Origin of the sequence: Rhodohalobacter sp. 8-1, assembly GCF_038150125.1 — a bacterium.
Taxonomy (GTDB): Bacteria; Bacteroidota; Rhodothermia; order Balneolales; family Balneolaceae; genus SW132.
Genome location: NZ_JBBVMF010000035.1, coordinates 1 through 22,936, shown reverse-complemented (window position 1 = coordinate 22,936; position 22,936 = coordinate 1). Strand labels below are relative to the sequence as shown.

General features: G+C 43.1%; 17 protein-coding genes. 4 read left to right on the top strand and 13 right to left on the bottom strand.

Going from position 1 to position 22,936, the window contains the following annotated elements; all coding sequences use genetic code 11:
* Positions 1-293: 293 nt before the first annotated feature.
* The 6 genes from AABW11_RS19540 to AABW11_RS19515 all read right to left on the bottom strand — a co-directional run bounded on the left by AABW11_RS19540 (position 294) and on the right by AABW11_RS19515 (position 7,686).
* Positions 294-1,424, bottom strand: a complete 1,131-nt coding sequence (locus tag AABW11_RS19540) for a hypothetical protein (RefSeq protein WP_340107021.1) — start codon at positions 1,422-1,424, stop codon at positions 294-296.
* Positions 1,425-2,028: 604 nt separating this feature from the next.
* A complete protein-coding gene (locus AABW11_RS19535) occupies positions 2,029-3,159 on the bottom strand; it encodes a sugar-transfer associated ATP-grasp domain-containing protein (protein WP_340107020.1) in 1,131 nt (376 codons plus the stop codon).
* On the bottom strand, positions 3,152-4,282 hold the full coding sequence (locus AABW11_RS19530; protein ID WP_340107019.1) for a hypothetical protein: 1,131 nt from the start codon (positions 4,280-4,282) through the stop codon (positions 3,152-3,154). The genes AABW11_RS19535 and AABW11_RS19530 overlap by 8 nt, the downstream gene beginning before the upstream one ends.
* Positions 4,275-5,315: an ATP-grasp domain-containing protein gene (locus tag AABW11_RS19525; protein ID WP_340107018.1), complete on the bottom strand. Its 1,041-nt coding sequence runs from the start codon at positions 5,313-5,315 to the stop codon at positions 4,275-4,277. Before AABW11_RS19525 ends, AABW11_RS19530 begins: the two co-directional genes overlap by 8 nt.
* 2 nt (positions 5,316-5,317) lie before the next feature.
* Positions 5,318-6,562 (bottom strand): EpsG family protein, encoded by a 1,245-nt coding sequence (locus AABW11_RS19520; RefSeq protein WP_340107017.1) that lies wholly within the window; start codon positions 6,560-6,562, stop codon positions 5,318-5,320.
* A gap of 2 nt (positions 6,563-6,564) precedes the next feature.
* Positions 6,565-7,686 carry a glycosyltransferase gene (locus AABW11_RS19515; RefSeq protein ID WP_340107016.1) on the bottom strand — a complete coding sequence of 374 codons (1,122 nt, stop codon included), beginning with the start codon at positions 7,684-7,686 and terminating at the stop codon, positions 6,565-6,567.
* 814 nt (positions 7,687-8,500) lie between these two features.
* Between AABW11_RS19515 and AABW11_RS19510 the strand changes: the two genes are divergently transcribed.
* Both AABW11_RS19510 and AABW11_RS19505 read left to right on the top strand, forming a co-directional pair.
* A complete protein-coding gene (locus AABW11_RS19510; RefSeq protein WP_340107015.1) occupies positions 8,501-10,237 on the top strand; it encodes an asparagine synthase-related protein in 1,737 nt (578 codons plus the stop codon).
* A 1,036-nt stretch (positions 10,238-11,273) separates the two neighbouring features.
* Complete coding sequence (locus AABW11_RS19505; RefSeq protein ID WP_340107014.1) at positions 11,274-11,474, top strand: hypothetical protein; 201 nt, start codon at positions 11,274-11,276, stop codon at positions 11,472-11,474.
* Positions 11,475-11,632: 158 nt separating this feature from the next.
* On the opposite strand, the gene AABW11_RS19500 is transcribed toward AABW11_RS19505, so the two are convergent.
* The 4 genes from AABW11_RS19500 to AABW11_RS19485 form a co-directional block, all read right to left on the bottom strand.
* Positions 11,633-11,830: a hypothetical protein gene (locus AABW11_RS19500; protein ID WP_340107013.1), complete on the bottom strand. Its 198-nt coding sequence runs from the start codon at positions 11,828-11,830 to the stop codon at positions 11,633-11,635.
* Positions 11,823-12,416: an AAA family ATPase gene (locus AABW11_RS19495; RefSeq protein WP_340107012.1), complete on the bottom strand. Its 594-nt coding sequence runs from the start codon at positions 12,414-12,416 to the stop codon at positions 11,823-11,825. The genes AABW11_RS19500 and AABW11_RS19495 overlap by 8 nt, the downstream gene beginning before the upstream one ends.
* Before the next feature lie 56 nt (positions 12,417-12,472).
* Complete coding sequence (locus AABW11_RS19490; RefSeq protein ID WP_340107011.1) at positions 12,473-12,628, bottom strand: hypothetical protein; 156 nt, start codon at positions 12,626-12,628, stop codon at positions 12,473-12,475.
* A 284-nt stretch (positions 12,629-12,912) separates the two neighbouring features.
* A complete protein-coding gene (locus AABW11_RS19485; RefSeq protein ID WP_340107010.1) occupies positions 12,913-13,365 on the bottom strand; it encodes a GIY-YIG nuclease family protein in 453 nt (150 codons plus the stop codon).
* A gap of 1,120 nt (positions 13,366-14,485) precedes the next feature.
* Here AABW11_RS19485 and AABW11_RS19480 point away from each other — a divergent pair.
* The gene (locus AABW11_RS19480; protein WP_340107009.1) at positions 14,486-16,294 is read left to right on the top strand and encodes an ABC transporter ATP-binding protein; all 1,809 of its coding nucleotides are present in this window, start codon (positions 14,486-14,488) and stop codon (positions 16,292-16,294) included.
* Positions 16,295-17,533: 1,239 nt separating this feature from the next.
* A complete protein-coding gene (locus AABW11_RS19475; protein WP_340107008.1) occupies positions 17,534-18,454 on the top strand; it encodes a glycosyltransferase in 921 nt (306 codons plus the stop codon).
* 61 nt (positions 18,455-18,515) lie between these two features.
* On the opposite strand, the gene AABW11_RS19470 is transcribed toward AABW11_RS19475, so the two are convergent.
* From AABW11_RS19470 to AABW11_RS19460, 3 genes are all read right to left on the bottom strand, one after another.
* The gene (locus tag AABW11_RS19470; protein ID WP_340107007.1) at positions 18,516-19,952 is read right to left on the bottom strand and encodes a hypothetical protein; all 1,437 of its coding nucleotides are present in this window, start codon (positions 19,950-19,952) and stop codon (positions 18,516-18,518) included.
* 321 nt (positions 19,953-20,273) lie between these two features.
* On the bottom strand, positions 20,274-21,404 hold the full coding sequence (locus AABW11_RS19465; RefSeq protein ID WP_340107006.1) for a hypothetical protein: 1,131 nt from the start codon (positions 21,402-21,404) through the stop codon (positions 20,274-20,276).
* Positions 21,405-21,520: 116 nt separating this feature from the next.
* Positions 21,521-22,483 carry a polysaccharide pyruvyl transferase family protein gene (locus AABW11_RS19460; RefSeq protein ID WP_340107005.1) on the bottom strand — a complete coding sequence of 321 codons (963 nt, stop codon included), beginning with the start codon at positions 22,481-22,483 and terminating at the stop codon, positions 21,521-21,523.
* Between the last annotated feature and the right edge of the window lie 453 nt (positions 22,484-22,936).

Genomic DNA, 22,936 nt, shown 5'->3' with positions numbered 1-22,936 from the left:
ATCGGTTGCATGGTAGACGTCCGCCAACGCCTGACGATCACCCTCCACGCTATCCGTAGTCTGGGCAAAAACACCATCTATACCACACACACTGAGAAATACCGCTAATAGTAAACCGATCCTTTTTCTCTTCATATCTAAGCTTTTTTCCTCAATTGTGTATTCGATACTCTTATATAGTATAGTTATCCTTCATATGAATATTCTAACTTAACATTAGCATATAATCGCAAGTATACTAAACGACTAAGAAGTATCTAACTCATTTTATTTTGAAAAGACTTATATGATCATCAGTGATTCAAAATATTTTTGAACCGTTCTATAAACTTATCACTGTCCATAACTACATCTCTGTAAATTTCTTGCGCCTTAAATATCATCGCCTGATACTGGTCGTAATGATCAAGAGCGTCGATCAGCTTCTCCTCTAAGTCTGACATATCCCATTTCAATGGGATATAAGTGTGATTTTTTTTATATATATTTGGAAAAGTTTCGAGGTGATCCATGCCCGGTTTTAACAATAAACACCCTGCCATTACAGCCTCAAAATCACGATAACACACCTCTCCCCAGCCAAATGGACTAACACACACTTTGGAGTGCCTCAACTCTTTTATATATTTTTTTTTTGGAATAACTCCATCACTAATCAGGTTAGTATGTCTTTCTTGATTAAACAGCTTCACCACCTTATTTCGTTGAAACGAATAATTTTCATGATTTTCTTTAATTGCCCCCCTGAAAGAGGAATCGATCGTTTTCTTTGATAAATCCGTCTCAAAATATGGCTCTATGTATATGTTATTTATTAGTCTGCCGGTTCCAAATGGGTAGTATCTTGAAAGCGGAAAATACCGATAATCTAACATACCAATGTTCCATCCCACTTTAATTTTATTTATTTGATCAGATGGACACGGCACATATTCATTCTTGAAGGATACATTCTTTTTTTCTGTTTCGCTGGAAAGTTTATAACCAGCCAGAAAAGGCATTAAACTGTATTTACCGAAATTATGCGTGTAAAGTTGCTTATCCTTTAATACCTGTTTTTTCACGAAAACATCTACGTACTCTATCAAATCCCAATGCCCGCTTCCCGAGCCGTCACCATTGTCAAATAATATTACTTTAATACCATTTGATTTTAAACTATTAATAATTTCTATTATAAAATTCTTATCCGGAAATTTATGCTTAATAACAGTTAATTCACGATAGTATCTATGATCTATTATAAGCACGTCCATTTCGTAAATTTTCTTATCCTCATGATTGGAAAAATAAAAAAATCCTATCCCCTCTTTTAAAAATTCTTTCTTCCATTTTATCAGAGGATAAAAATCGCATGGTCCTCTTCGAAATCCGGTTTGAAAGGTTAAAATGCCAACTTTCTTAGTACCTAATTTTTTAATCATTTAATACGATTTTTCTGACAATGTTTACTGATTTTATACAATAACTTCACTTACTTAAATACCCAGTGATTTTCTTAGCAGTAATTGATAACCTCCTCGGTAAACTTTCCAAAAAAACACTCCACTATACTGCGAAAATCAAATGGAATGGCCTTATGTATTTATTTCTATCACTCTCCATATTCCATTTTCATCATATCAGTTATCCAGTACAATAATTCGAGCAAAATATATTTGCTTTCCAACAATTAGACAAAACTCTTTCAAACCTTTGAAATCCAAGATTTCACTATCAAAGGATGGGCCTGAATCTGGATGTTTCAGGTATTTACTTCCATATTTATCCAGGCATAAGCATTCATGCTTCCGTAAAGATAAATTACCGTCTGTATCCCCAGGTCAGTTTCATATACCAGTGCCCCCTACCATCCTAAATAGGAAAAATCTTTATCTTGTATTGACTCATCTATTTTAACTAAATTTATAAATACTTAATTAATTCTCCGTAACAAGGATGATGTCATATTTTGAATCCAAACAGATATCCTAATAACCTTGTTACGGATATTTTTTATTTCCTTTTAAAACAATAATTTCCATTTTTCTAAAAAGTGTATTCATTATATAATTTATACTTTTTAGAAATGCAATATTCTATAACCTCGTCTGTATATTTTCCAAATAAGGGCCCGTTATTAAATTGAAAAAAATTAATTTCATTTCCACTGTTATTAACCTCTACACAACGAATAGAACCATTTGCATCAACTGCCATATCTAATCCCAACAACCTATGATGTAAGTTTTTGATTGCTATCTTTTTAGCTAATTTTATGATTTCGTCATATTTGTAGACTTTTGCTGGCACACTCAAGTCTATGGAATTAACAGATTGGATTGCCACGCCGTATTTGTTTGTTGCAAAATCATTCAATACTCCGTCATATTTTATTCCAATTGAGCAACCACCTGCTCTTGAATTATCAACAAAACTTCCTTTAGCTCCAACCCTGAGTACACTTTGTATAGCATCAATTTTATTGGTTTTTACACTCTTGTACGTTAAAACCCTAATAGTATTTAATGACGTTGGATTAAATTCTTTAAAGAAAGAATGTTGTTTGATTACCTTTTGAAAAACATAATTTTCTTTATAAACTCTATTCACATATTCTAAACTGAGTTCCTCTCCTCGTTCATTCGTGAATACATCACCACTTCTTGTAAAAAGACTAACTTTAGCCCCCCCTCCTGATTCGATTGCCGGTTTCACCACAATCTCATCAATGTCTTTACAATCTTTTTTTATATAGTTTTCATAGCAATTAATTGGCATATATTCTGGACCAAAAAAACTACCGTCAATATTTCTAAGAATTGTTAGAGGAAAAACATCTCCACTATATAATAGATCATAAAAATTTTTATCCGAATAACTATCGCTATGTAAACCTATATTTAAAATCGGTTCTATTATAGAATAATAAACACTTTCCGGAACATATTTTTCATCTTCAATATTATTAACAGACGCATAGGCATTGAGCCAACCTGTTAGGATTTTTTTCTCAGTTAGCGATTTCCATAACTCTTCGTGTTTAAGACTTACTGATTTACTGACATAATTCCCCTGTGTGTTCTTTAAACTCTTAAGTTTTTTATTATAAATCTTGTTTATTCTATTTATTCGTTTTTTGACTAAATATTGAATTATAAAATTTTTTACATTAATCATATTTGTCAATTTGTATTCCCAAATGAACCGAATTCATAAATTCTACCTCGGGCCATGTTGCTGTTATACGTTTTAATAATAACTCCAATAGCCTAAGATTCTGATCTCTGTTACATTCATCAATAAATCCAACATAATTCAAACGATGAGAAGTTATGATGGCTGGTTTTCTCATTCGAAAAGCCGCGTTAACCTGACTTAAACATTGGCCCACAGCATTATTACGATTTTCCATCAATGAGGGCTCAAATGAACTATTCCTTACTAAATACAATTGCTTGTAGGCATTTTGCTCACCTAAAACATGTGAATTTAACCTATAGCCACCAGCCATGTCAGGTTCTTTCATTTTACGATTCCCCTGTAAAAAGCGCACTCCTTTTTTCGCTGCTTCCTCGTTAAAGTCATTGCTCCATATGTAATTAGGTGGAATAAAGCTTTCCGATCTATAGCCAAACAAGTCTTCGAAAAGATCCAGGCCTTCAAGTACAATCTCTAATTTATCCCATTTATTCGTTTCATTGCTGTACCTTAGTGATTCAACATATTTATTTCCTCCTGTCGGGTCACCCCTCGGTATAGAACCTGGCATTTTATGGTCAAATCCAAACAGAGCATCACGGTTTCTTTCCTGAAGCGCATTCATAAACATAGAAACGTTCAAATGCTCACGTCCGTGAGATTGGGGATAAAAAAGTCCTTCATGCAAGCCCTCTTTCCATAGATTAAAACACCTTTTATGTCCACTATACTTTTTGAATGTTTCCGTAATCAGTTCGTAGTGATATTCAGTAAACTCAGACTCGCTGATTTTATCAAAATCAGGGTTAGCAGCCAATACGTTAGCAGTAATTACGGGATGACTGCCATTTTTATCTCTAAAAGACGCCAAGAGATCAAACAGAAGCTCCAGATCCATCTCAGAAGCGAGAGAATCATACTTTTCATAAGCTATTTTGTTAACCTGATACCCCGCCTTCAAACATTTTTCATAGACATCTCGTGATGGCATCCGAATGCTGCCCCAGTCATCAGATTCAATCACCACGATCTTTCGATCGGTGCGCCATCCTCGCAGATTCGTATAGTATGGCGATAGTTTTTTTTTAATCCGTCTAAACATTATACGTTCCGCCTTTTTTCCCCTTGATCTCTTTTAATACACTTTCCACCATCCACCCCTGGGCATCAAAAGGGCCTTTATGCCAGTTCAGTTTATTGTCCCAGTATCCCTCACATGTATAATAAACTTCCTTAATAAACCCATAGCTTAATTCCACAATCATTGGCTCTCCGTTTTTATAAACGAAGTCAATTGCAAGTGACTGGCTTTTCAGCTTCTCCGCTATTTCAAACGAAAGACGTACTGTTTCTTCATTAAAATGGTGTTTCTCATACAACACGGACCCGCTGCCCGACGCCCTGAAATCGTTCTCTCTCACCAACCGTTTTATTGCAAACGCCTTACCGTCTATTACGATGACCCGAATATCATAGTCATTACCGGGTATAAACTCCTGGAAGTAGACATATCCTCTTTCCCGGCCCGCAGTTCTTGCAAATTCGGTAGTGTAACCAAGCCTGATGACTCCTTTGAGAACATTTAATATATTTGTTTTCCCCCTTCGGAATTTACTCCAGCGTTCTTTTAGATTGGAAAATTTATCATAAAGACTAAACCCTTTGCCAAAAGCTTTTTTTATCAGCTTCACCGCCTCTGTTCTGCTTTCAGCCAGTTTTACGTGGGAAGATCCGGCTCCCCTTCTCAGTTTAAACACCTTGGGAAAGGTGGTGTCATTAGCCCATTCCATAGCCGTTTCTTTATCATAGAACACGTAGGATGGAACCAGCGGAGCAGCGATCGATTCCAACAGATACTTCTGCCCTACTTTATCATCAAAATGCCAGGCGGTATTAAAGTCAGGAAACACAACTTTGCCCCCCATTTGCAATGAGTAGAGCAGTTCTTTTGCAAAGAGATAATCTTTGGGATTAGCCTGGTTAAAGTGCCACATCAGGGCATCGCAATCTGCGGTATCCTCTACAATTGAATTAGAGTAACAGTTGACAATCTTGTATTCAACATTATTTTCAACACAGTATCTGATCCATTTTGAGCTGAAATCGTTCTCTTTTTTGTGAATCGCTATTTTCATGTTTATAACAGTGATTTTAGGAAATCATTCATCGACATAAACTCTTCATACATAAAGTAGGCTATAACAGGATTACCCAAAATAGACGTCGCGCTCATGGAGTAGAGCCCAATACGGAATGCTACAACAAAATAGAAAAGAAACCCGGGGGTCACAGCCATCACAAACCGTTTCATTACTTTTTCCCGGGGTATGTTCTGAATATAAAGAGTAATCAGCGCCAGCGCACAGAGATTTGCAATAACGAAAAACCGGCTCCCGGATGATAGGGAACTCAGTACGTTTGCCGCTGAATAAAAAAGAAGCGTAAAGCAGTATAGATTCATCCATGAGCGGTTCCTACTGAAAAACTCCCTTCCCGTCACAAACAACCCAATCAGAAGGGCAATAATTGAATATTGAAGAGCCCGCCCGTACCACACGGCATACCAGACCCGGCTGCTTCCTCCCCCGCCCCCACCGGACGGATCCTCCTGTCTATACGATGATGTGCGTTCCTGGAGGATTTCAGGGGCGTACGCCTCCATTAAGTTATTAAACGCGCCAATATCCAGCTCCGCAAAAAATGCTGTGAAAATAAAGGTGCCAAAGTAAAGATTCAGGCGATTCCCGGCCATAATGTAGCCGAAAAGCACTCCAACGGGTACCAGCATGGAAAAGTGAACTGCCATAGACAAAACCGACACCCAGAGATATTTAGTTTTCCCCTCGCAGAGATAAGGTAGCAGTCCGAAAAGAAAGATATGGACTGCGGTCCACATCCGGAACCCGTTGATATTCCATATCGGATTCACCAGGAAGAAACATGACAAAAGAATAATTGTTATGGGAAATATTTTTCCTTCAAGCCGATCCATGATATACCAAAGATTCCTGGAAAAAAAGAAGCCGAAAATAACTGCCAGAACCATCGTAAACACCGGCTGACTGTCCGTCAGTCGAGATAAACCTATCGCTATAGCGGTCCGCAACACATCAATCTCTCCGCTTTGCTGGAAATACTCTATAGCTCTGGCGAATGACATCTCCACGCTGTGAAGCTCCTGTACTCGCTCTACAGCCCTAACTATATCGCTTCCCTGGCTTTCCGCACCGATTGCAAACGTAAAACCGTAAAAAATACAGAAGAGCCAAAAGATATTTTTCGCCCAAGGTTTCCTGTAGTTTTTAAAGGCCGTAACCGCAGCTAAAAAGGGCCAAACAAGAAACAGAATAAACGCGTAAGAACCCTGTTTACCGTTATGCATCGCTATTCACCACGCTCCTGCAGTTCTAAAAACTGTTGGCACACGTTTTCAATCCGATAGCGGTCTACACCGTTATAGCGGTAAGCTGCCGAATAGTCTTCATCCAGGAACTGGTTAATCGCCGTTTTGTCAATGTTTCCGCCGTCCACCGAGAGCACCGGCCGGCCCGTGAGATAGTAGTCAATCAGCTTGCTGGGCATCTGCAGAGAAGTGGCGTTTTCAAAATTTACCAGGAAATCCATCCGGCTCAGTTTCTGCAAGAGTTCAGGTCTGGGGATGTAGTCCCGTATCTCAATCCGGCCGTTTGCTCTCTCCAGGTAGGGTTGCACAAGAGCGGTGCTTTTAGTATAAAGGATAAATTTATACTTTTTATCAAGGCTTGTTATATAATCCAAGAACGGCCGGGGATCCCTTCCGCCGGGGATCAGTCCCCCGGCATAGGCAAAGGTGGGTATGTCGTTTCGAACTTCTTTAGATCGATCAATATTTACCTCATCAAAATTGAACCCCTGGGGAATCACCTCAATTTTATCTCTGAATTCCGGGTAGTAAGCGCTCTTTGCGTCTGATATGGGAACAGTTATGTAATCACACTGTCTGCAAAATGCTTTTTCGGGGTATTTAAAATAGAACCATTTGCTGAATGTATCGAGCTCAAGTCCCATATAGGGGTCACCACAATCGGCCACCCAGGTATCTGCAATCGGACTCTTTTCTCTCCAGGCCCAAGCAGTCCCCCAATGTATAGGATGAGGGGTAGCAATAGAGATAAGCAGATCGTAACCCCTCTCTTTCTCGAGGGCTTTTTTCACCATGTACATCAGCTCTATATCAGGGTATTCAAACGCCTGAAGAAGTCCCCTTCGCAGGACTTTACGCACCAAACTGCTGATCCCGCTTCCTTTCTTCAAGTCTATAGGCTTGAATCGGGGAGACCCCAGATCCTTTATCGTAACACCATGCTCTTTTTCAAAAGCTACGTGATGTTCTTGGTCTTTAACGGTCAAAAGAGTTACATCATGGCCCTGCCTCGCAAATTCTTTAACCAGCTCCGTGGTGCGAAACGAGCGGGGAGAATTCATTGGGAAAAATGCCCGGCTGACAATCAAAATTTTCTTCTTCATGAAACGCTTGAATATTTTAACCAGCTCTGTATTCTGTTCAAGACAAAAAATAAGAGCATCCCCTACCAATCCTCAATTTGAATTTCTTAATTCAAGATAAGCAGTATCGTATCAAATATAAATAATACTCAACGAGTTACCCATGAGCATCAGTTTAAAACCAAAGTGATTTTAATATTTTCTGAATGCTTTGCATTACTACCCGTCTGCACGCTGTTTCTGCGGGTTTAGGGGTTTGTCCCCTTCAGCCGGCCGAAGCGTGATTCCTTCGGAACAAAATCAGCCGACAAATGGGATGCCTGCGGCGTAAAACCCTCTTTCTATTTGTCGCAGAATTTCTTTTAGATTTGCTATATGCAGAATCAACCTTAGAAATATAGAGGAAAAACTTACAGATCTTATATTTAAATTCCGATTAAAACATTTAAGATACGTCAATCTAAAATGGCGCATAAGATTTATTCCACTTCCGTACCAGGTGATGCTCATAACACTTGATCTATTTTTTTGGGTCTACCTGAAAGTTTGTGTGTTGGCAAAATATGTGAATAATCGCTCAGAACATGTTCAAAATTTTCCAAAATTATAGGTCATGGCTTTTGCTTTAAAATGACTGATATAATCTCTTTATTGATCACTTGGTTTAATGAGACTTTACAATGGATTATTACATGCATCTACAAACTTTCCTGTAGCGCCATTTTTTTGATGAAGATCCTGACAGGAGTTCTTATCATTCCATACCTTTTATATCTACCTTTGGCTTAAATTATAATGATGCACCGCACCAGACAGAAGGAATTCCGTTCTCAAAATGAATCAACACCAGTATAATTCTACTCAGGATAGCCATAACACATCGGCTGCACCTGAGATCTTATTAAAGTGGAATGGGTGGAGTAAAAACGGTAAAGCCGGTACAGACCTGTATTTCAGAGGTTATCTCTGGTTTGGGAATGAACAGGTGTTATCATCGGATTCCCTGCGGAACCTATTCGAAGGGCATAGCCCGGCTGGCGAAGATCTGACAAATTGGATCAGGAGATCTCTGCTGAATAAGGCGAATGGAAATTTTGCTATCATCCTGAAAAATGACACCGGCCTATTTGCGGCCACAGATATTATCCGGTCGCATCCCCTTTATCTAATCCGTACGGCAGAACGCTGCATACTGTCTGATTCCATCCCCGTGGAGAAGCAGTCCCTTACACCCGATACGGAGTCGATGGAACAGTTTTTGACAACCTTTTCTGTATTTGGGCATCAGACAGTTTATAAAGAAGTCACCTCAGTAGAGCCGGGCGAAACCGTGTGGATTTCCAATAACGGAGAGGTCCAAAAAGAAACCTATTTCCGCTTTATCTACAATGGGGCTATTGAAAATGAAATTTCTGACGAAATTCTTCATAACAGGCTGGATGAACTATTGCTGTCCGTGTTTAAACGGATGATCGACAGTGCTCCTGCCTCCACCCGGTGGGTGATACCGCTCAGCGGTGGGATCGACTCCCGGCTGATCGCCAACTATCTGTACCGCCTCGGCTGTAAAAATGTGGTCTGCTATTCTTACGGAATTCCGGAAAATGAACAGTCCAACTTAAGCCGGGAGGTCGCCAACAAATTGGGATTCCGCTGGGACTTCGTCGAGTATACAGAACAGAAGTGGCTGGCCCTGCATCAGACCGGTGCCATCGATTCTTTTATCGACTATGCGTTTAACGGTGACTCCCTGCCCCACCTGCAGGATTTTCTGGCCGTTCAGGAACTGAGCGCAAGGGGAATCATCGATGAAAAGAGCATAATAGTACCGGGACACCAAATGGGTTTCATTACCGATTTCGTTGAAAAAGACAGACCAGATGACGCTTCAACAGAAGCTCTTCTGGGCACACTACTCAATAAAAATGTTAAAGTCGGGAAACCCGGAAGATATTCAGCCAGTCTTCGAAAGCAGTTTCTGCAACAGATCGAAGAGAAAAAAAATATTCCTCATCTCTCTTTTTCTGAATATTTTTCCTGGGCAAACCGCCACACCAAATTCACCGGTCACAGTGTACGGGCCTATGAGTTTTACGGCATCGGCTGGCGCCTTCCTTATTGGGAAAAGGAGCTGGTTGAGTTTTGGCTTGACGTAGACCTGTCGCGACGCTCCAATCAAAGGCTCTATAAACAGGCAGCCGAAACAACTCTCTTTGTGAAGCCTTTGGTGGGTATCCCCTATGCAAAAAAACCCCATGAAGCTGTAGAAAGACGAATCTCCAACAAACTGAAGGAAACCTTAAAACATCAACTGCCCCACCAGGTACTGGTTCCCCTAAACCGATTATTTCATCCGGGAAAACACGCGAATGAAGGGCTAAGCCAGATTTATGCGCTCAGGGCAAAAGATACCGAAGCGCTGATAGGTAAGATAAAAGAGTGGCCCAAATCTCTTCAACCCTATCTGGCCCCGTTGCGGCGGCGCTACACCACACAGGTGAATCACCACGTGCTTACGGCACTTTATACGCTGTATCGGGAGGTCATTTTGAAGAGTGGTAAAAGTGGGTAATTTGTTGATTGGGTGATTGGGAACATAGGACCTGACAGCGCGCGATAGCTCCTGTCAGCGTCGGGGACTCACCCCCGGCCCCTCTCTACTCACTCCGTTCGCAAAGAGGGGTGACTTTTGATTTAACTACAATACATGCCAGTATTTATAATTTTAACTAATTATCATTTATTTGCCCTGATCAGAAGGCACCAAAAAGACACGTCCCCGTTGTCGTTAAATATATAAACGTGCTGTTAACATAAGGACGAAGCACATCACAATTACTCTTCGAGTCATTGTCATGTAGAGTGCAGGTTCGCGCTTTTCGAACCGGAATCGCGCCGTAGGCAACCCCTGGGGAAGACATCTCCCGATGTTTGGGAATGAACTATGGAAAGATCCATGGTTTAGAGCATTCATCACCCCTTCGGCTTTATCCGTTGCTTCTGCTGAACTTCCCGCCTCGGGGTCATAGGATGCCTTTTCTTCCTAACCCCGCACTGCGCGCCGGCAACACCACGGCGCTTGTACGGGGCTATCAAGCTGCCACCCCTGCCGGGGCTTTTTGTTTCGCGCTGGCGCGAAACCTAATGTACATTGGCAGATGACAAGGTATGCTCACTTGCAAAACCCTCTGTTACGCGGCGCTGCCGGTAATCCGGCACTTCTCATACCCATGCGCGCCGCGCCTTTACCCTCACGCTACTGTCATGTCGTGCGGATGCACGCGATTTCGCGTGCTGGAGTCGAGACATCTCCCTGTGATAGGAAGGAGCTTAAAAAGCACGATCAAAGTTAGTCCCTAGAACAGGGCTCATCTTTTTCCCGCGAAGCGATATCTTTCCCTGAAGGGACGCCTTCGGCGCGACTACACAGGAAAAGCACCTGTGTTTCGCTCTTTTAGATGACAATGGCGCGGGGGTGGATATGTGCGGCGTACCAGTACCCCAAACATGCAACACTCTGACAAACGCCGCACGGCCCACAATTGCTCTTCGCGGCGCTGGCGGGAGTGCTGGTTTACAAATTAGCAGACTCGCCAAATACGGCAACTGTGATACAAAAAAGCAACCTGTATGTCCCGGACGGGACAACCCATTTTATAGCCCCCGGTTTCAACCGGGGGTTGGTGCGACGCCATAAAATATACCATCGGGATGGATTTCAGAAAAAGCAGGTCGTAACATCCGATGGTGGTCTGCGACGTCATAACCACACCCGGGACAGAAAAGACAACAGTCCCGACAAAGAGTAATATTCAGAAAGCAATGCCAGAATTAGTCCCGGACACAGGCAGATTTCATTACATGGAAATCGCTTCGCCTGGTGCGCTAACGCGTTGATCCGCAAAAATACGTGACTCGTATGCTACCGGTGATGGGCAGGTATGAGAAATCACTGCTAGCAATCCTGTTACAGTTGTGGATGGTTTTTAGGTTTCCTGGTAGTTATATCACCATTTGGAAGCTGATAATACATTTTACCATTCTTAAAATACACATTGGCAATACCGAGGCGATGATTTTCATCCTGTGCTTTTTTTACGCCCCGGTTACCTAATTTTGTAAGGAGAGGAGATAAATCTTTGCTATGTATGGTTGTATCACTCATGGTCTTCTATAATTTTCTGGAAATTACTAAATAATTTTTCGTCAAGCACAAATTGTTCTTGATCTACATTTCTGGCTACCTCTTCAAAACTATCGTCCGAATTATAGAATAAGTACCACTTGTCAGAAAGTTTTCGATACATATTCCAGAAATTAGACAGACTCCTGGAAAATCGTCTTTTTATATCTTCAACCGGAACTTCATGACCTCCTTTTTCTACTCTGATGGCAACACGTTCTACACAAACATCTGCATTGGCTAAATACACAAAAACGATGGTTACCGAATAATCATATTCATGTTGATATCTTTCAATAAGAGAAAAAAGAGATTTTCCTGATAAGGTTGACTCAATAAGTACATTTTCTTCATTCCTGATGGTTTCTTCTAATCTACTAAAAAATTCTTTACCTGCTTGTACACGAACAGACTCAGGATTTTTAGGAGCCAATTCATACGCAATATCATCGGCGCTGATATAGGTGATATTTTGATCAGCAATGAGTTCTTTTGCAAGCGTTGTTTTTCCAGATCCGTTCGGCCCACCTACCACGATAAGCTCTTTGCACAAATAAGATTTAATCATACTCCAAGATAAACGAATATTGACAGACTGAGAAATTGAGGTATACGAATCTATAATTATACTACCTCGCGGCGCTGCCGGGCGCCCGGTCTGCTCTTGAAACTTATGCGCCGCTCCTGTACCCACCCCACACCTGTCATATCGAGCGTAAGCCCGTGGGTTTGCGGGCTGAAGTCGAGATATCTCCTGTCGATTGGATCCTTCCTAAACAACGCCTTTTCAGATCTTCTTTCGGAGAAGGCACCGAAACACCCCCAAGTGATCGGAATGAATTATTTAAAAGCCCGGTCAACGTTAGTCTCGAGCACAAGGCTCATCTTTTCCCCGCGAAGCGATATCTTTCCCCGAGGGGACGCCTTCGGCGCGACCACACACAGGAAAAGCACCTGTGTTTCGCTCAAGATGACAGGGCGTCGTGTTAGGAAAAGGCGGCGTATCAGTATCCAAAACATGCCCTGCTCCGTCCTACGCCGCAAAAAAAAACAATTAGTAAACATCACCTTTTTTTATGATCCATTAACAAATCTTTCCACTCTGGATTCTTTAATTCTATTAACCACTCTTTCTTTTTTCGGCTCCAGCGTTTAATCTGCTTTTCCCTGGCAATCGCTGCGGTTACTTCCCCATACTCCTCAAACCAGACAAGCTTATTCAAGTTGTACTTTTGCGTAAACCCCGGGTTTTCTTTTCTGATATGCTGTAATATTCTATGAAAACCCCAGCCGGTCATTCCTGTATAAAGTACCGTATGATGCCGGTTGGTTACGATGTAGACGTGATATAAATATTTCTCTACTTGCATGCCGGTAGTATGAGCGTAAATCGACCTACTCCTTACACTTTTTCCAGCTTCGGTCTCCTCGGAGCGTCTTTCGAACCAGAATCGAGACAGATTACTTCGCGGTAATAAGATGAGCCCGGTGATGGAAAGGAGCTTAAAAAGCCCCATCAACGTTAGTTCCCGGAACAGGGAGATCTTTCGACTACACACAGGAAAAGCACCTGTGTTTCGCTCAAGATGACAGGGCGCAGTTTAGGAAAAGGCGGCGTATCAGCATCCCAACCATGCAAAACTCCATCAAACGCCGCATGGCAAGTGATCACATCTCGCGGCGCTGCCGGGCGCCCTGGTCTAATCGTGAAACTTATGCGCCGCTCCTGTACCCACCCCACACCTGTCATATCGAGCGTAAGCCCGTGGGTTTGCGGGCTGAAGTCGAGATATCTCCTGTCGATTGGATCCATCTCAAACAACGCCTTTTCAGATCTTCTTTCGAAGGAGGCAGAATGCCTCCCGTTGCTTTGGAAGAATTACTTTAAAGCCCCGTCAACATTAGTCCCAAGCAAAAGGAGATCTTTCGACTACACACAGGAAAAGCACCTGTGTTTCGCTCAAGATGACAGGGCGTCGTGTTAGGAAAAGGCGGCGTATCAGCATCCCAACCATGCCCTGCTCCGTCCTACGCCGCACGGCCAAAGAATTACTTCCTCGCGGCGCTGCCGGATGCCCTGCTCTGCTCGTGAATCTTACGCGCCGTGCTTCTTTGCATGAGTACACCTGTCATGTTGAGCGAAGGTTTGTGCTTTTCAAACCGGAGTCGAAACATCTCCCTGTGATTGGAAGGAGCTTAAAAAAACCCATCATCATTAGTCCCAAGCAAAAGGAGATCTCTCCACTCATTCGCTCCGCTCTTTCGGTCGAGATGACAGGGCGCGGCTTTAAGAAAAGGCGGCGTATCAGCATCCCAACCATGCCCTTCCCCGTCTTACGCCGCACGGCCAAAGAATTACTTCCTCGCGGCGCTGGCGGAGAGCGCATGGAGACATCTCCCGGTGATGGGTAGGAGCTTAAAAAAGCCCCGTCAACACTTCTCCCAATCCCCCCCGGGTCGGCGACCCGGACTACTTTATACTCCTATAAAATACTCTCATCTTCGGTCTGAAAATTTAACCATAGGTTAATAGATTCAAATTGAGGATTTTACCGGATAGGCCTTACCTTACAGTCTATAGATAAAGAGATTTTTGACGATAATAAGTATCTTTCAGTAAACCCGACCCAATACGATTTGAGAACAATTGTAAAGAAAATATTTTACCTACTCCCCAAGGGCGACCCGTTCAAGGTCGCCGTTCTGTTTATTTTGATGATGATTGCGGCCGGTCTGGCAGTTGCAGGAATCGGTATGATACCGGCTTTTGTCGCCATCGTGGCCTCGCCTGAAAAGGTGCTGGCGTATGAACCGCTTCAGGGGCTTTTTTCCCTGTTAAATATATCTACTGCCCAGGATCTCCTGGTGTGGGGATCCGGGGCACTGGTGGGGGTTTTTGTCATCAAAAGCATCTATGTTGTTACATTTAACTACTTTGAAGCGCGGTTCATCTTTAACCGCCGTTACATAGTCAGCCACAATCTGATGCGCGCCTACATGCAGGCGCCCTATACCTTTCACCTGGGACGCAACACAGCCGAACTGCTCCGGAATATCTCACAGGAGGTGAACCTGGTGATCAACGGTGTGTTCATTAACCTCCTCCAGATCAGCCGTGAGGCGATCATGAGCTTATCAATTCTCATCTTTCTTTTTGCCTGGGAGCCTCTCATAACGCTGTTTGTCATTACAGTATCCGGTTTAGGTGCCGGGTCATTTCTATTCCTTACCCAAAAAAGAGTAAAGCAGTCCGGGGTGGAGGAGCAGGGGCACCGGCGCGAAATGATCAAGGCAGTGAACCAGGGATTGGGCGGCATCAAAGACGCCCGTATCCTGAATAGGGAACCTGAGTTTATAAAAGCGTTTAGCGACAAAGCCTACGCCAGCACCCGGCTCATGGCATACATACGGTTTATCCAGCAGATCCCCAAGCCGGTGGTGGAAACCACGGCGGTGATTACCATGATGCTGATCTCTGCGTTGATGGTGTGGCAGGGTCGGTCGATGGATACCATTATCCCGATTCTGACACTCTTTGCTATGGCCACCGTTCGCCTGATGCCCTCCGTGCAGAAGATCAGCTCTCTCGTTACCAAACTTAAATATAACCTGGTAGCGCTCGATCCTCTCTACGATGACATGAAGGAACTGGAGGACACCTCCCGTGAGTTCAATCGTGATCGGAAGAGCAAACAGACCCTCAGACTTGAAAACGAGATCACAGCAGAACAGATCACATATGTCTATCCGGGAAGTGAAAATACGGAAAAAGCCCTCGATAACGTCAGTTTTACAATTCCCAAAGGGGACGCCGTTGCTTTTGTGGGGGAGTCGGGCGCCGGTAAATCTACCATCGTGGACCTGCTACTTGGCCTTCTGGAGCCTACTGAAGGCACCATCTATGTAGATGGAAAAAATATCCAGGAAAGTCTCTCCGCCTGGCAAAAAAATATCGGGTATATCCCGCAGTCGATCTATCTGGCTGATGAAACCATCCGAAGCAACGTGGCTTTCGGAATCCCAAAGGAGCATGTTAACGACGACGACGTCTGGCAAGCGCTGGAACTTGCCCAGCTCACTGATATGATCGCAAAAATGCCGAACGGCCTGGACACCATAATCGGGGAGCGCGGCACGAGGATATCCGGCGGCCAGCGTCAGCGTGTAGGGATCGCACGGGCCCTATATCACAACCCGGAAGTGCTTGTCATGGACGAGGCCACCTCCGCCCTGGACAACGTAACGGAAAAAGAGATTACGAAAGCGATTGAATCCCTGAGAGGAGAGCGCACCGTGATCCTGATTGCCCACCGCCTCACGACGGTCGAAAACTGCGATACGCTCTACCTCATGAAAGACGGCAAAATTCTCGACCAGGGCAGCTACGACGAACTGATTGACGGTAACCGCGACTTCCGGAAAATGGCACTTGTAGCGGAGCCGTGAGGGAAGTTTAATTGAGTTCGGTTTTAGTATTGGGGAGCATAAGACTCCCCTCCTTCTCAAGGAGGGGCCGGGGGTGGTTGGGTTAAGGCTGAGGTTGAGGGCTCCCAAAAAAGCCGTCATACCGAACCCCGATCCGGTATCTCCCATTTCAGCACAAACCGTAGATTAGAATTCACTTCGCACTTCTAACGTGAGCACAATTCAAAAGCAACGAGCTTTTTACCCAACCCCAATTTCTGAAATTCGAAAAACTCCCCTCCTTCTCAAGGAGGGGCAAGGGGTGGTTGGGTTAAGGCCGAGACTGAGGTTGAGGACTCCCAACAAAACACGTCATCCCGCACCCCGATGTGGGATCTCCCATCTTTGCACGATTAGGAGCCAAAGATCGTTTCGCATTTCTAATGTGAGCACGTTTCATAAACGACCTAGTGTTATGTCAATTCTCATTTGTCGCATAAGGACCTGAGCATTCCCGGTGCTTTCCGTCCCGACAGCGGTCGGGATGTCAGCGTCAAAAACCAACGCTGTCAGATCCGGTGGGTGCTGACAGGTTGCTTACGACATTTCATCAATGACACAACACTAGCGTTTACCTGCACACAATTTTGGAAACTCATCAGTATTCAACAGGCCGAAGGCCTGACACAACGCAGCCTGTGGCATCGCCACAGGTAGTGATGGAATCGGTGCAAGGGCCCAGGCTGAAAGCCTGAAATAGAAACATACAGGCATAACCATCAGGGCATAGATAGATGACGCCTACCGGTCATACGATCACCCCGGTGTTCTTCGTGATCCTTCGGGTCTTCGCGCCTTCGTGGCTACTTTTCGTAGCTACTCAACTATCAGAATGTGGGAAAAGGCTGCGTCCCGATCTAATGAGATTGAGAAGATGATATTCACCGGATATCGTAGATGAGGGCTTTGCACACTAGACCTGTATAACACGATTTTGAAAACCATTTTTTTAAAAAAGAATATGAAAATTTTTCTCATTTTATAGGGGAATGATTCGTCACCGGCAAGTCCCTCCATCAAGCGACGGTTAAAGCGGAGTTTAAAACAAATTTACGATCTCTATTAATAGTTCAATGGCACTTAACCACCTCCCGGGCCCTCCTTAAAAAGGATGGGAGATCCGTGCCCCAACATAGTTTAAAAACGTCAACCTCATTTAGGCATCTACAACCGATAACAAATAACCAACAGCTAATAACCAGCACCCACCACCCACACTCAATGAAACCTGAACACCCGCTTGTTAGCGTCTGCATCACCACCTACAACCTGGAAGAGCATATCGGGAAGACCCTTGATTCTGTCCTGACCCAGGAAACGTCATTTCCGTTTGAGATTGTGGTTCATGATGATGCGTCTACCGACCGCACGGTGGAGATCATTCAGGAGTATGAGAAGCAACATCCGGACATGTTTAAAACCATTTTCCAGGAGAAAAACATATACAGGTCTCATCCGGGGGGATTGGGTCACATTTTCAACAGTCACCTGCTGCCACAGACCAGCGGGACATATATTGCGATCTGCGACGGGGATGATTACTGGACCGACGACAAGAAACTGGAGAAGCAGGTCCGGTTTATGGAACAGAACCCGGAGTATGCCGGCTGCTTTACGAACGCAACGGTGATCAACGAAATGAGCGGGGAGAAAAGTGACTACTACAAGGACCTGGAAGAAGGAGCCGTAGATACCCGGAGGGCAATTCTGAACGGGGGCTCAACCTTCCCCACCTCCACCCTTCTGTTCAGAAAAGAGGATTTTATCTCATCTCCTTTTTTCGAACAGTATGAAGATTTTTCAAAACACCATGAATATGACACCCTCTTTATCAACTGCCTGATTATGGTCGGAGACGTAGCCTACATCGACGACATCACTGCGGTCTACCGGCGATGGCCCCAGGGGCTCTATTCCGGAATCCTGGACGATTCACCGGCTAGGGCCAATATGAAGGAGAGGGAGCTCTACGGCAACAAAAAACTATTAAAGATAGCGCCGAATCATTTAAAGCCCTATATCAGGCGCAAAATCTCCATCGATGCACTCTTTATTGTGCGGAGCAAGAGTGGACCGGGTAAATGGAAGCACCTGCTGAATTTAACAATGAAAGAACTCATGAAGTGGGTTTCGGGAAGATAAACTAAAGAGACTTCACGACACGCGATTGTTTGACATAGCCACCTCCGGTTAACATGGATCCTTATGATACTTTTTGCATATCGTGATAAAAGTCACTCAATACTTTATACGGTTTGGTACCCGATAATGAATTCTTCACACTCTGGACCAGTGTATCTTTAAACTTATCAATCGAGGAGGGAGGCGGGTTAACGGGTAGCTGCAGTGTCTCCGGCCATAGATTGGTTATTATCTCTTCAAAAAAAGTGCATTCAGGCCGAATACGAAGTTCAATATCTACTCCAAGCATCGTCTCAATGATTTTCCGGTTGTTGAAGGGAGTAAAACTTTCGTGAATTACATCCCATTCAAGCTGATGCTGGGCCTGCCAGCTTCCCATTTTATGCTCCCAGTAAAACATATCCAGAATATTCAGTCCATTTTCTTCAAACACTTTACCGGATTTTTGGTACCAATTTTCGACTTCCTCCTTAATAAAATTGGTTTTACTCCAACCTCTCACGAGATCTGTCAACTGGGAGGAGCTATTGATTTCCGGATGAATTCCTGATCTGTAGTAGGAACACCTGGCTATTTCTGTACAGTTTCCACTTATTCTTAAACGATGCTCCGGGTAATCCTCTAGCAGTCCACCTATTCTGTTATACCAGCCGTACAAACCTTCTGTATGGGATAAATACGTATTCTTCAGATAGATTTTTTCAAACCCTTCAGGCGGATCTCTTCTACAATCGATGACCTCATATTTTAACCCTAACAACTCAGACAGAGTGGTTGGAATCTTTATGTCATCCGTGTTTTTATTCATCCCAAAGAGCAACTGTGTGTAGTAGTAGATATCTTTATGACACTCTTTGGAAGCACTCAGCAAAATCCTTGAATCCCAGCCAGCGGTTAATGAAAGAGCAAGTGTCTGTCTTTGGCAGGATCCGCTAATTGAATGTTTAAGCATCGAAGATACTTCAGATGCAGCTTCATTTAAATTTTTCTTAAAAATTGGTTTGGTTGGCCAGAACCTGGTTTGATCCAGGGAAGACAGGCTTAAATAATGATTCGGAACCAGGTGGTGTACACCCTCATAAAGTGAACACCCGCTGGGTAACCAATCCTGCCCCTGAAAAGAGTGCTCTGCAGATAAGTACTCACGATAGCTTTTTCCTTTCTTCAGAGGTATGAGTTGCTCTATAATTGTAGGCTGAGAACCTATGTATATCTTTTCTTCATATTCCGTATAGAATACGGTCCGGAGTCCGCATGCATCGTTGAGAACTACAGCATCGTCTCCGTTCTGAATCATGAGAACAAAACGCCCGGAGAGCCCTTTTATCCAATCGGTAGCCTGTTCAATCGTATTGCTGTGTTGCAGGAGTTCTACCAGGAGTTCCTCATTCGTTTTACCGGGTTGTTCCGGATCAATAAAATATCCGATTAACGATAATGAGCGGTCAAGCTCGTCAGACTTTACAGTGGTCACATCCAGGTCCGGATGCGCATACATATGCAAATTTTTTGACCTGACATGCTGCCAATGATCGAAAGTATCTGTCTTATGTTCAGTTATTACAAACTGTCTTCTGAATTGAAGATTACTATAATTCATTTCTAAAAAATTTTTTGCTTGAATATCTGTTATCGGTCTATCACGATAACTTCGTAAGTGCAGGCTTTTTGTATATTTTTGGCCTACACCGCGTTATAGGGTAAGCGGATTGAACAACAGAGGATAATTTTGAGTTTTATGCAACTCTTATCTCATATTTCCCCTTTTGAAGAGCTTTGAGGTTAGAAATGGTTGTTCGGTGAGCCGGCGTTCAGTCGGTCAATCCTTTCCAACCATTTGTTTCAGAACAGACTTTAGGTGTGCTGAAGCGGGAAAAGCGTGATTGATCGATTTCGCATACTGTATAATCTCATTATCTAGTGAATTTCTCCCCTTTAGAACATGTGCTATATAGCCGTTTTTCCTTTTCCTAAATGTCTCAATATCAAATACTTCCGAATAAAGGTCCAGCTTACCCGCAAGATCTAATGTCAGCATTGTACGCATGCATTTGATGCATTTCGAACAATTTTTGTCGAGTTTTTCACTACTCGTACAGACATCCAGTGTGCTATACGTATCCGGAATTTTGGCAATTTGAATTGTTTTTTCAACGCGGCTGTATTTGCTTCCCACAGTCACCATATCCAAACCAACTGCGGACAACATAGGTATTATAATAGCTTCACTTTCACTTGCTGAGTAAGTTTCACGGATGCGATGACCCTTATAACTCAACCCGGATGCATAATAGAACCGACCGATCATTTTATTCAGAAGATATGGAACAGAAGCATTTCTGAGCGTAAAAGTTTGAATAAAACTTAGTCTTTCATCGTCATAAAATTCATTCAAATTGGAATTCACACGAATTAAAGGAAGCCCAATCTTTTGTGTAACTTTTTGAATCTGCTCGAACCTGTGGTTGAATAGTTGCTCACCGCCTTTGCCGTGAGACCCTACATTATTAAAAAAAAGATGGGTGATTTTAAACCCGTCCACTGTATCAGAGTAGTAATAATCCGCGAGAACAGAATAGGAATCCACTCCGCAGGAAAATCCGGTAGCAACGCCTCCTGGAGACGTTTCAGCAGTTGTTAACCCTTCGCAATCTATTTCAATTCGTTTAAGCCACGGCATCACGATCTGCAGTATGTGCTGTAAGCGATCATTTAAATTAAAATACAATCTTTTCGACACAGTACCCTTAAAGTGAATATCTTCACCTGTATTCATCGCCGGAATTAGCAACGCTACAAGTGCTGCATCGCTTTGTTCAGACATGAATCCGCCAAAAGGCTCATCCACCTCATACCAAAGTGAACTGACTCCATTTTCCGAATCCACATTCACCGTATATCTTATTTTTCCGTTAGCAGCACCCTTAATAACAGGCTGAGATACAATCATCTTTTTGTTTATTTGGTTATAGTACAATTTGCTCTATTTACAAATGTTGAAAGACTCATAAGTCAATCAAACTCTGCCCCGGATCAAAATCCGGGCAAATTATAGACCGGTGTTCATCAGTATGGATAGACTTCCAGGTCCGGCGTCTTCCGGGGAACAACTATCTCATCAATCTGGTAGTTTTCGTAAAACGGACAGCTGTGAAGTAGCTGGTCAAGATCGATCCTCATCTCTTTTTCCCAGCAGCCCTGAGATAAATCGTTGACTGTGGTGCTACGTTTGATTATTAAAGGTCCCTCATTCTTAACCCCTATAGACCGGTAATAATCCCCATATTTAAAATCCCCTCCGAAAATTTTACCAGAAACCTTAATCCATTTTGAGGGGATACCATACGCGTCTGCAACAATCAGTCCGTGAAGAGAGCTGGAAACAACTCGTTTACACCGGCATACATTATCAATAAACTCTGTTTCCCCCCCAAAAATGTCGATGATTACTCCTCCCTCTTTTTGGAGTCTTTTGATATCACTATTCTCTTTATCCTTAAAATGAGGAATAATACCCAGCTCAATTGTTTTCTCTACGTTGGGAGCGTAAAATTTCGGGAGAAGAAGTGCGGGGTCTCCGTATATCTCCGGGCAGTGAAACCCTTCAGACATCAATCGTGCCAGGCTACTTGGCCCCCTGACGGCGTGTATTTTTTCGGGTTTGATTCTAATACTCGAAGTCTCAGAAATAATTCCCGTCCCCCAGATATGAACACCCTTAAACCTGAGGTGTTCTATCACGCTGCCGATACATGTATGCACGGGAATGAATCTAAAATTAATGATATCATTAACGTGAACTACGTCTTTCCCGGATAGCCAGGATATTAACAAAGGATTGATCTTATCGCCCCAATTTTTATTCTCTTTTCCTCTCCACCAGTAGGCTACAATTTTTTTCTTCTTCAATACGTCATACGTGTTCTTCCATACAGTTGAAGAGAATATTTTTTTAATCGCAAGAACCATTGAATCGGCTTCTTGTGCTAGCTTATGTTTTACTCTATTCCACAAAATATACTGCTCCAACTAATTTTATTGACGGCTTTGTGCCTGCTTAATTTTTTTAATATCTGTTCGGATTCTAAGTAAACAAATAGTTTAGCTAAAAAGACGCAGCGCTCATGCAAGTTTGCTTCCGTTGCTTTCATGCTTTTTTATTATCGCACAAACTTCATCATTTATTAAGTAATAACCGCTTAGAATTATTTAACCTGCAAGGAGCTGCATTGGAGAGGGAGATTGAGTGAGGGAGAGAGGGAGTGAGGGAGAGAGGGGGAGATGGAGAGAGGGAGTGAGGGAGAGAGGGGGAGAGGGGGAGATGGAGAGAGGGAGAGAGGGAGTGATATGTAGAAAATCTATCTCAACCGTATTTAGGCATCTACACAGACAAACTAAGCACTAAAACCTAAAAATTCAGAGAAGTTACCCCATTATTCTAAATTAAACCCACTCAAGTACATATAAAACAATAAGTTATTA

Coding starts and splice junctions, on each gene's coding strand:
- AABW11_RS19540 (WP_340107021.1), bottom strand. CDS start 1,424: ATGATTAAAAAATTAGGTACTAAGAAAGTTGGCATTTTAACCTTTCAA.
- AABW11_RS19535 (WP_340107020.1), bottom strand. CDS start 3,159: ATGATTAATGTAAAAAATTTTATAATTCAATATTTAGTCAAAAAACGA.
- AABW11_RS19530 (WP_340107019.1), bottom strand. CDS start 4,282: ATGTTTAGACGGATTAAAAAAAAACTATCGCCATACTATACGAATCTG.
- AABW11_RS19525 (WP_340107018.1), bottom strand. CDS start 5,315: ATGAAAATAGCGATTCACAAAAAAGAGAACGATTTCAGCTCAAAATGG.
- AABW11_RS19520 (WP_340107017.1), bottom strand. CDS start 6,562: ATGCATAACGGTAAACAGGGTTCTTACGCGTTTATTCTGTTTCTTGTT.
- AABW11_RS19515 (WP_340107016.1), bottom strand. CDS start 7,686: ATGAAGAAGAAAATTTTGATTGTCAGCCGGGCATTTTTCCCAATGAAT.
- AABW11_RS19510 (WP_340107015.1), top strand. CDS start 8,501: ATGAATCAACACCAGTATAATTCTACTCAGGATAGCCATAACACATCG.
- AABW11_RS19500 (WP_340107013.1), bottom strand. CDS start 11,830: ATGAGTGATACAACCATACATAGCAAAGATTTATCTCCTCTCCTTACA.
- AABW11_RS19495 (WP_340107012.1), bottom strand. CDS start 12,416: ATGATTAAATCTTATTTGTGCAAAGAGCTTATCGTGGTAGGTGGGCCG.
- AABW11_RS19485 (WP_340107010.1), bottom strand. CDS start 13,365: ATGGGGCTTTTTAAGCTCCTTTCCATCACCGGGCTCATCTTATTACCG.
- AABW11_RS19475 (WP_340107008.1), top strand. CDS start 17,534: ATGAAACCTGAACACCCGCTTGTTAGCGTCTGCATCACCACCTACAAC.
- AABW11_RS19470 (WP_340107007.1), bottom strand. CDS start 19,952: ATGTATGCGCATCCGGACCTGGATGTGACCACTGTAAAGTCTGACGAG.
- AABW11_RS19465 (WP_340107006.1), bottom strand. CDS start 21,404: ATGATTGTATCTCAGCCTGTTATTAAGGGTGCTGCTAACGGAAAAATA.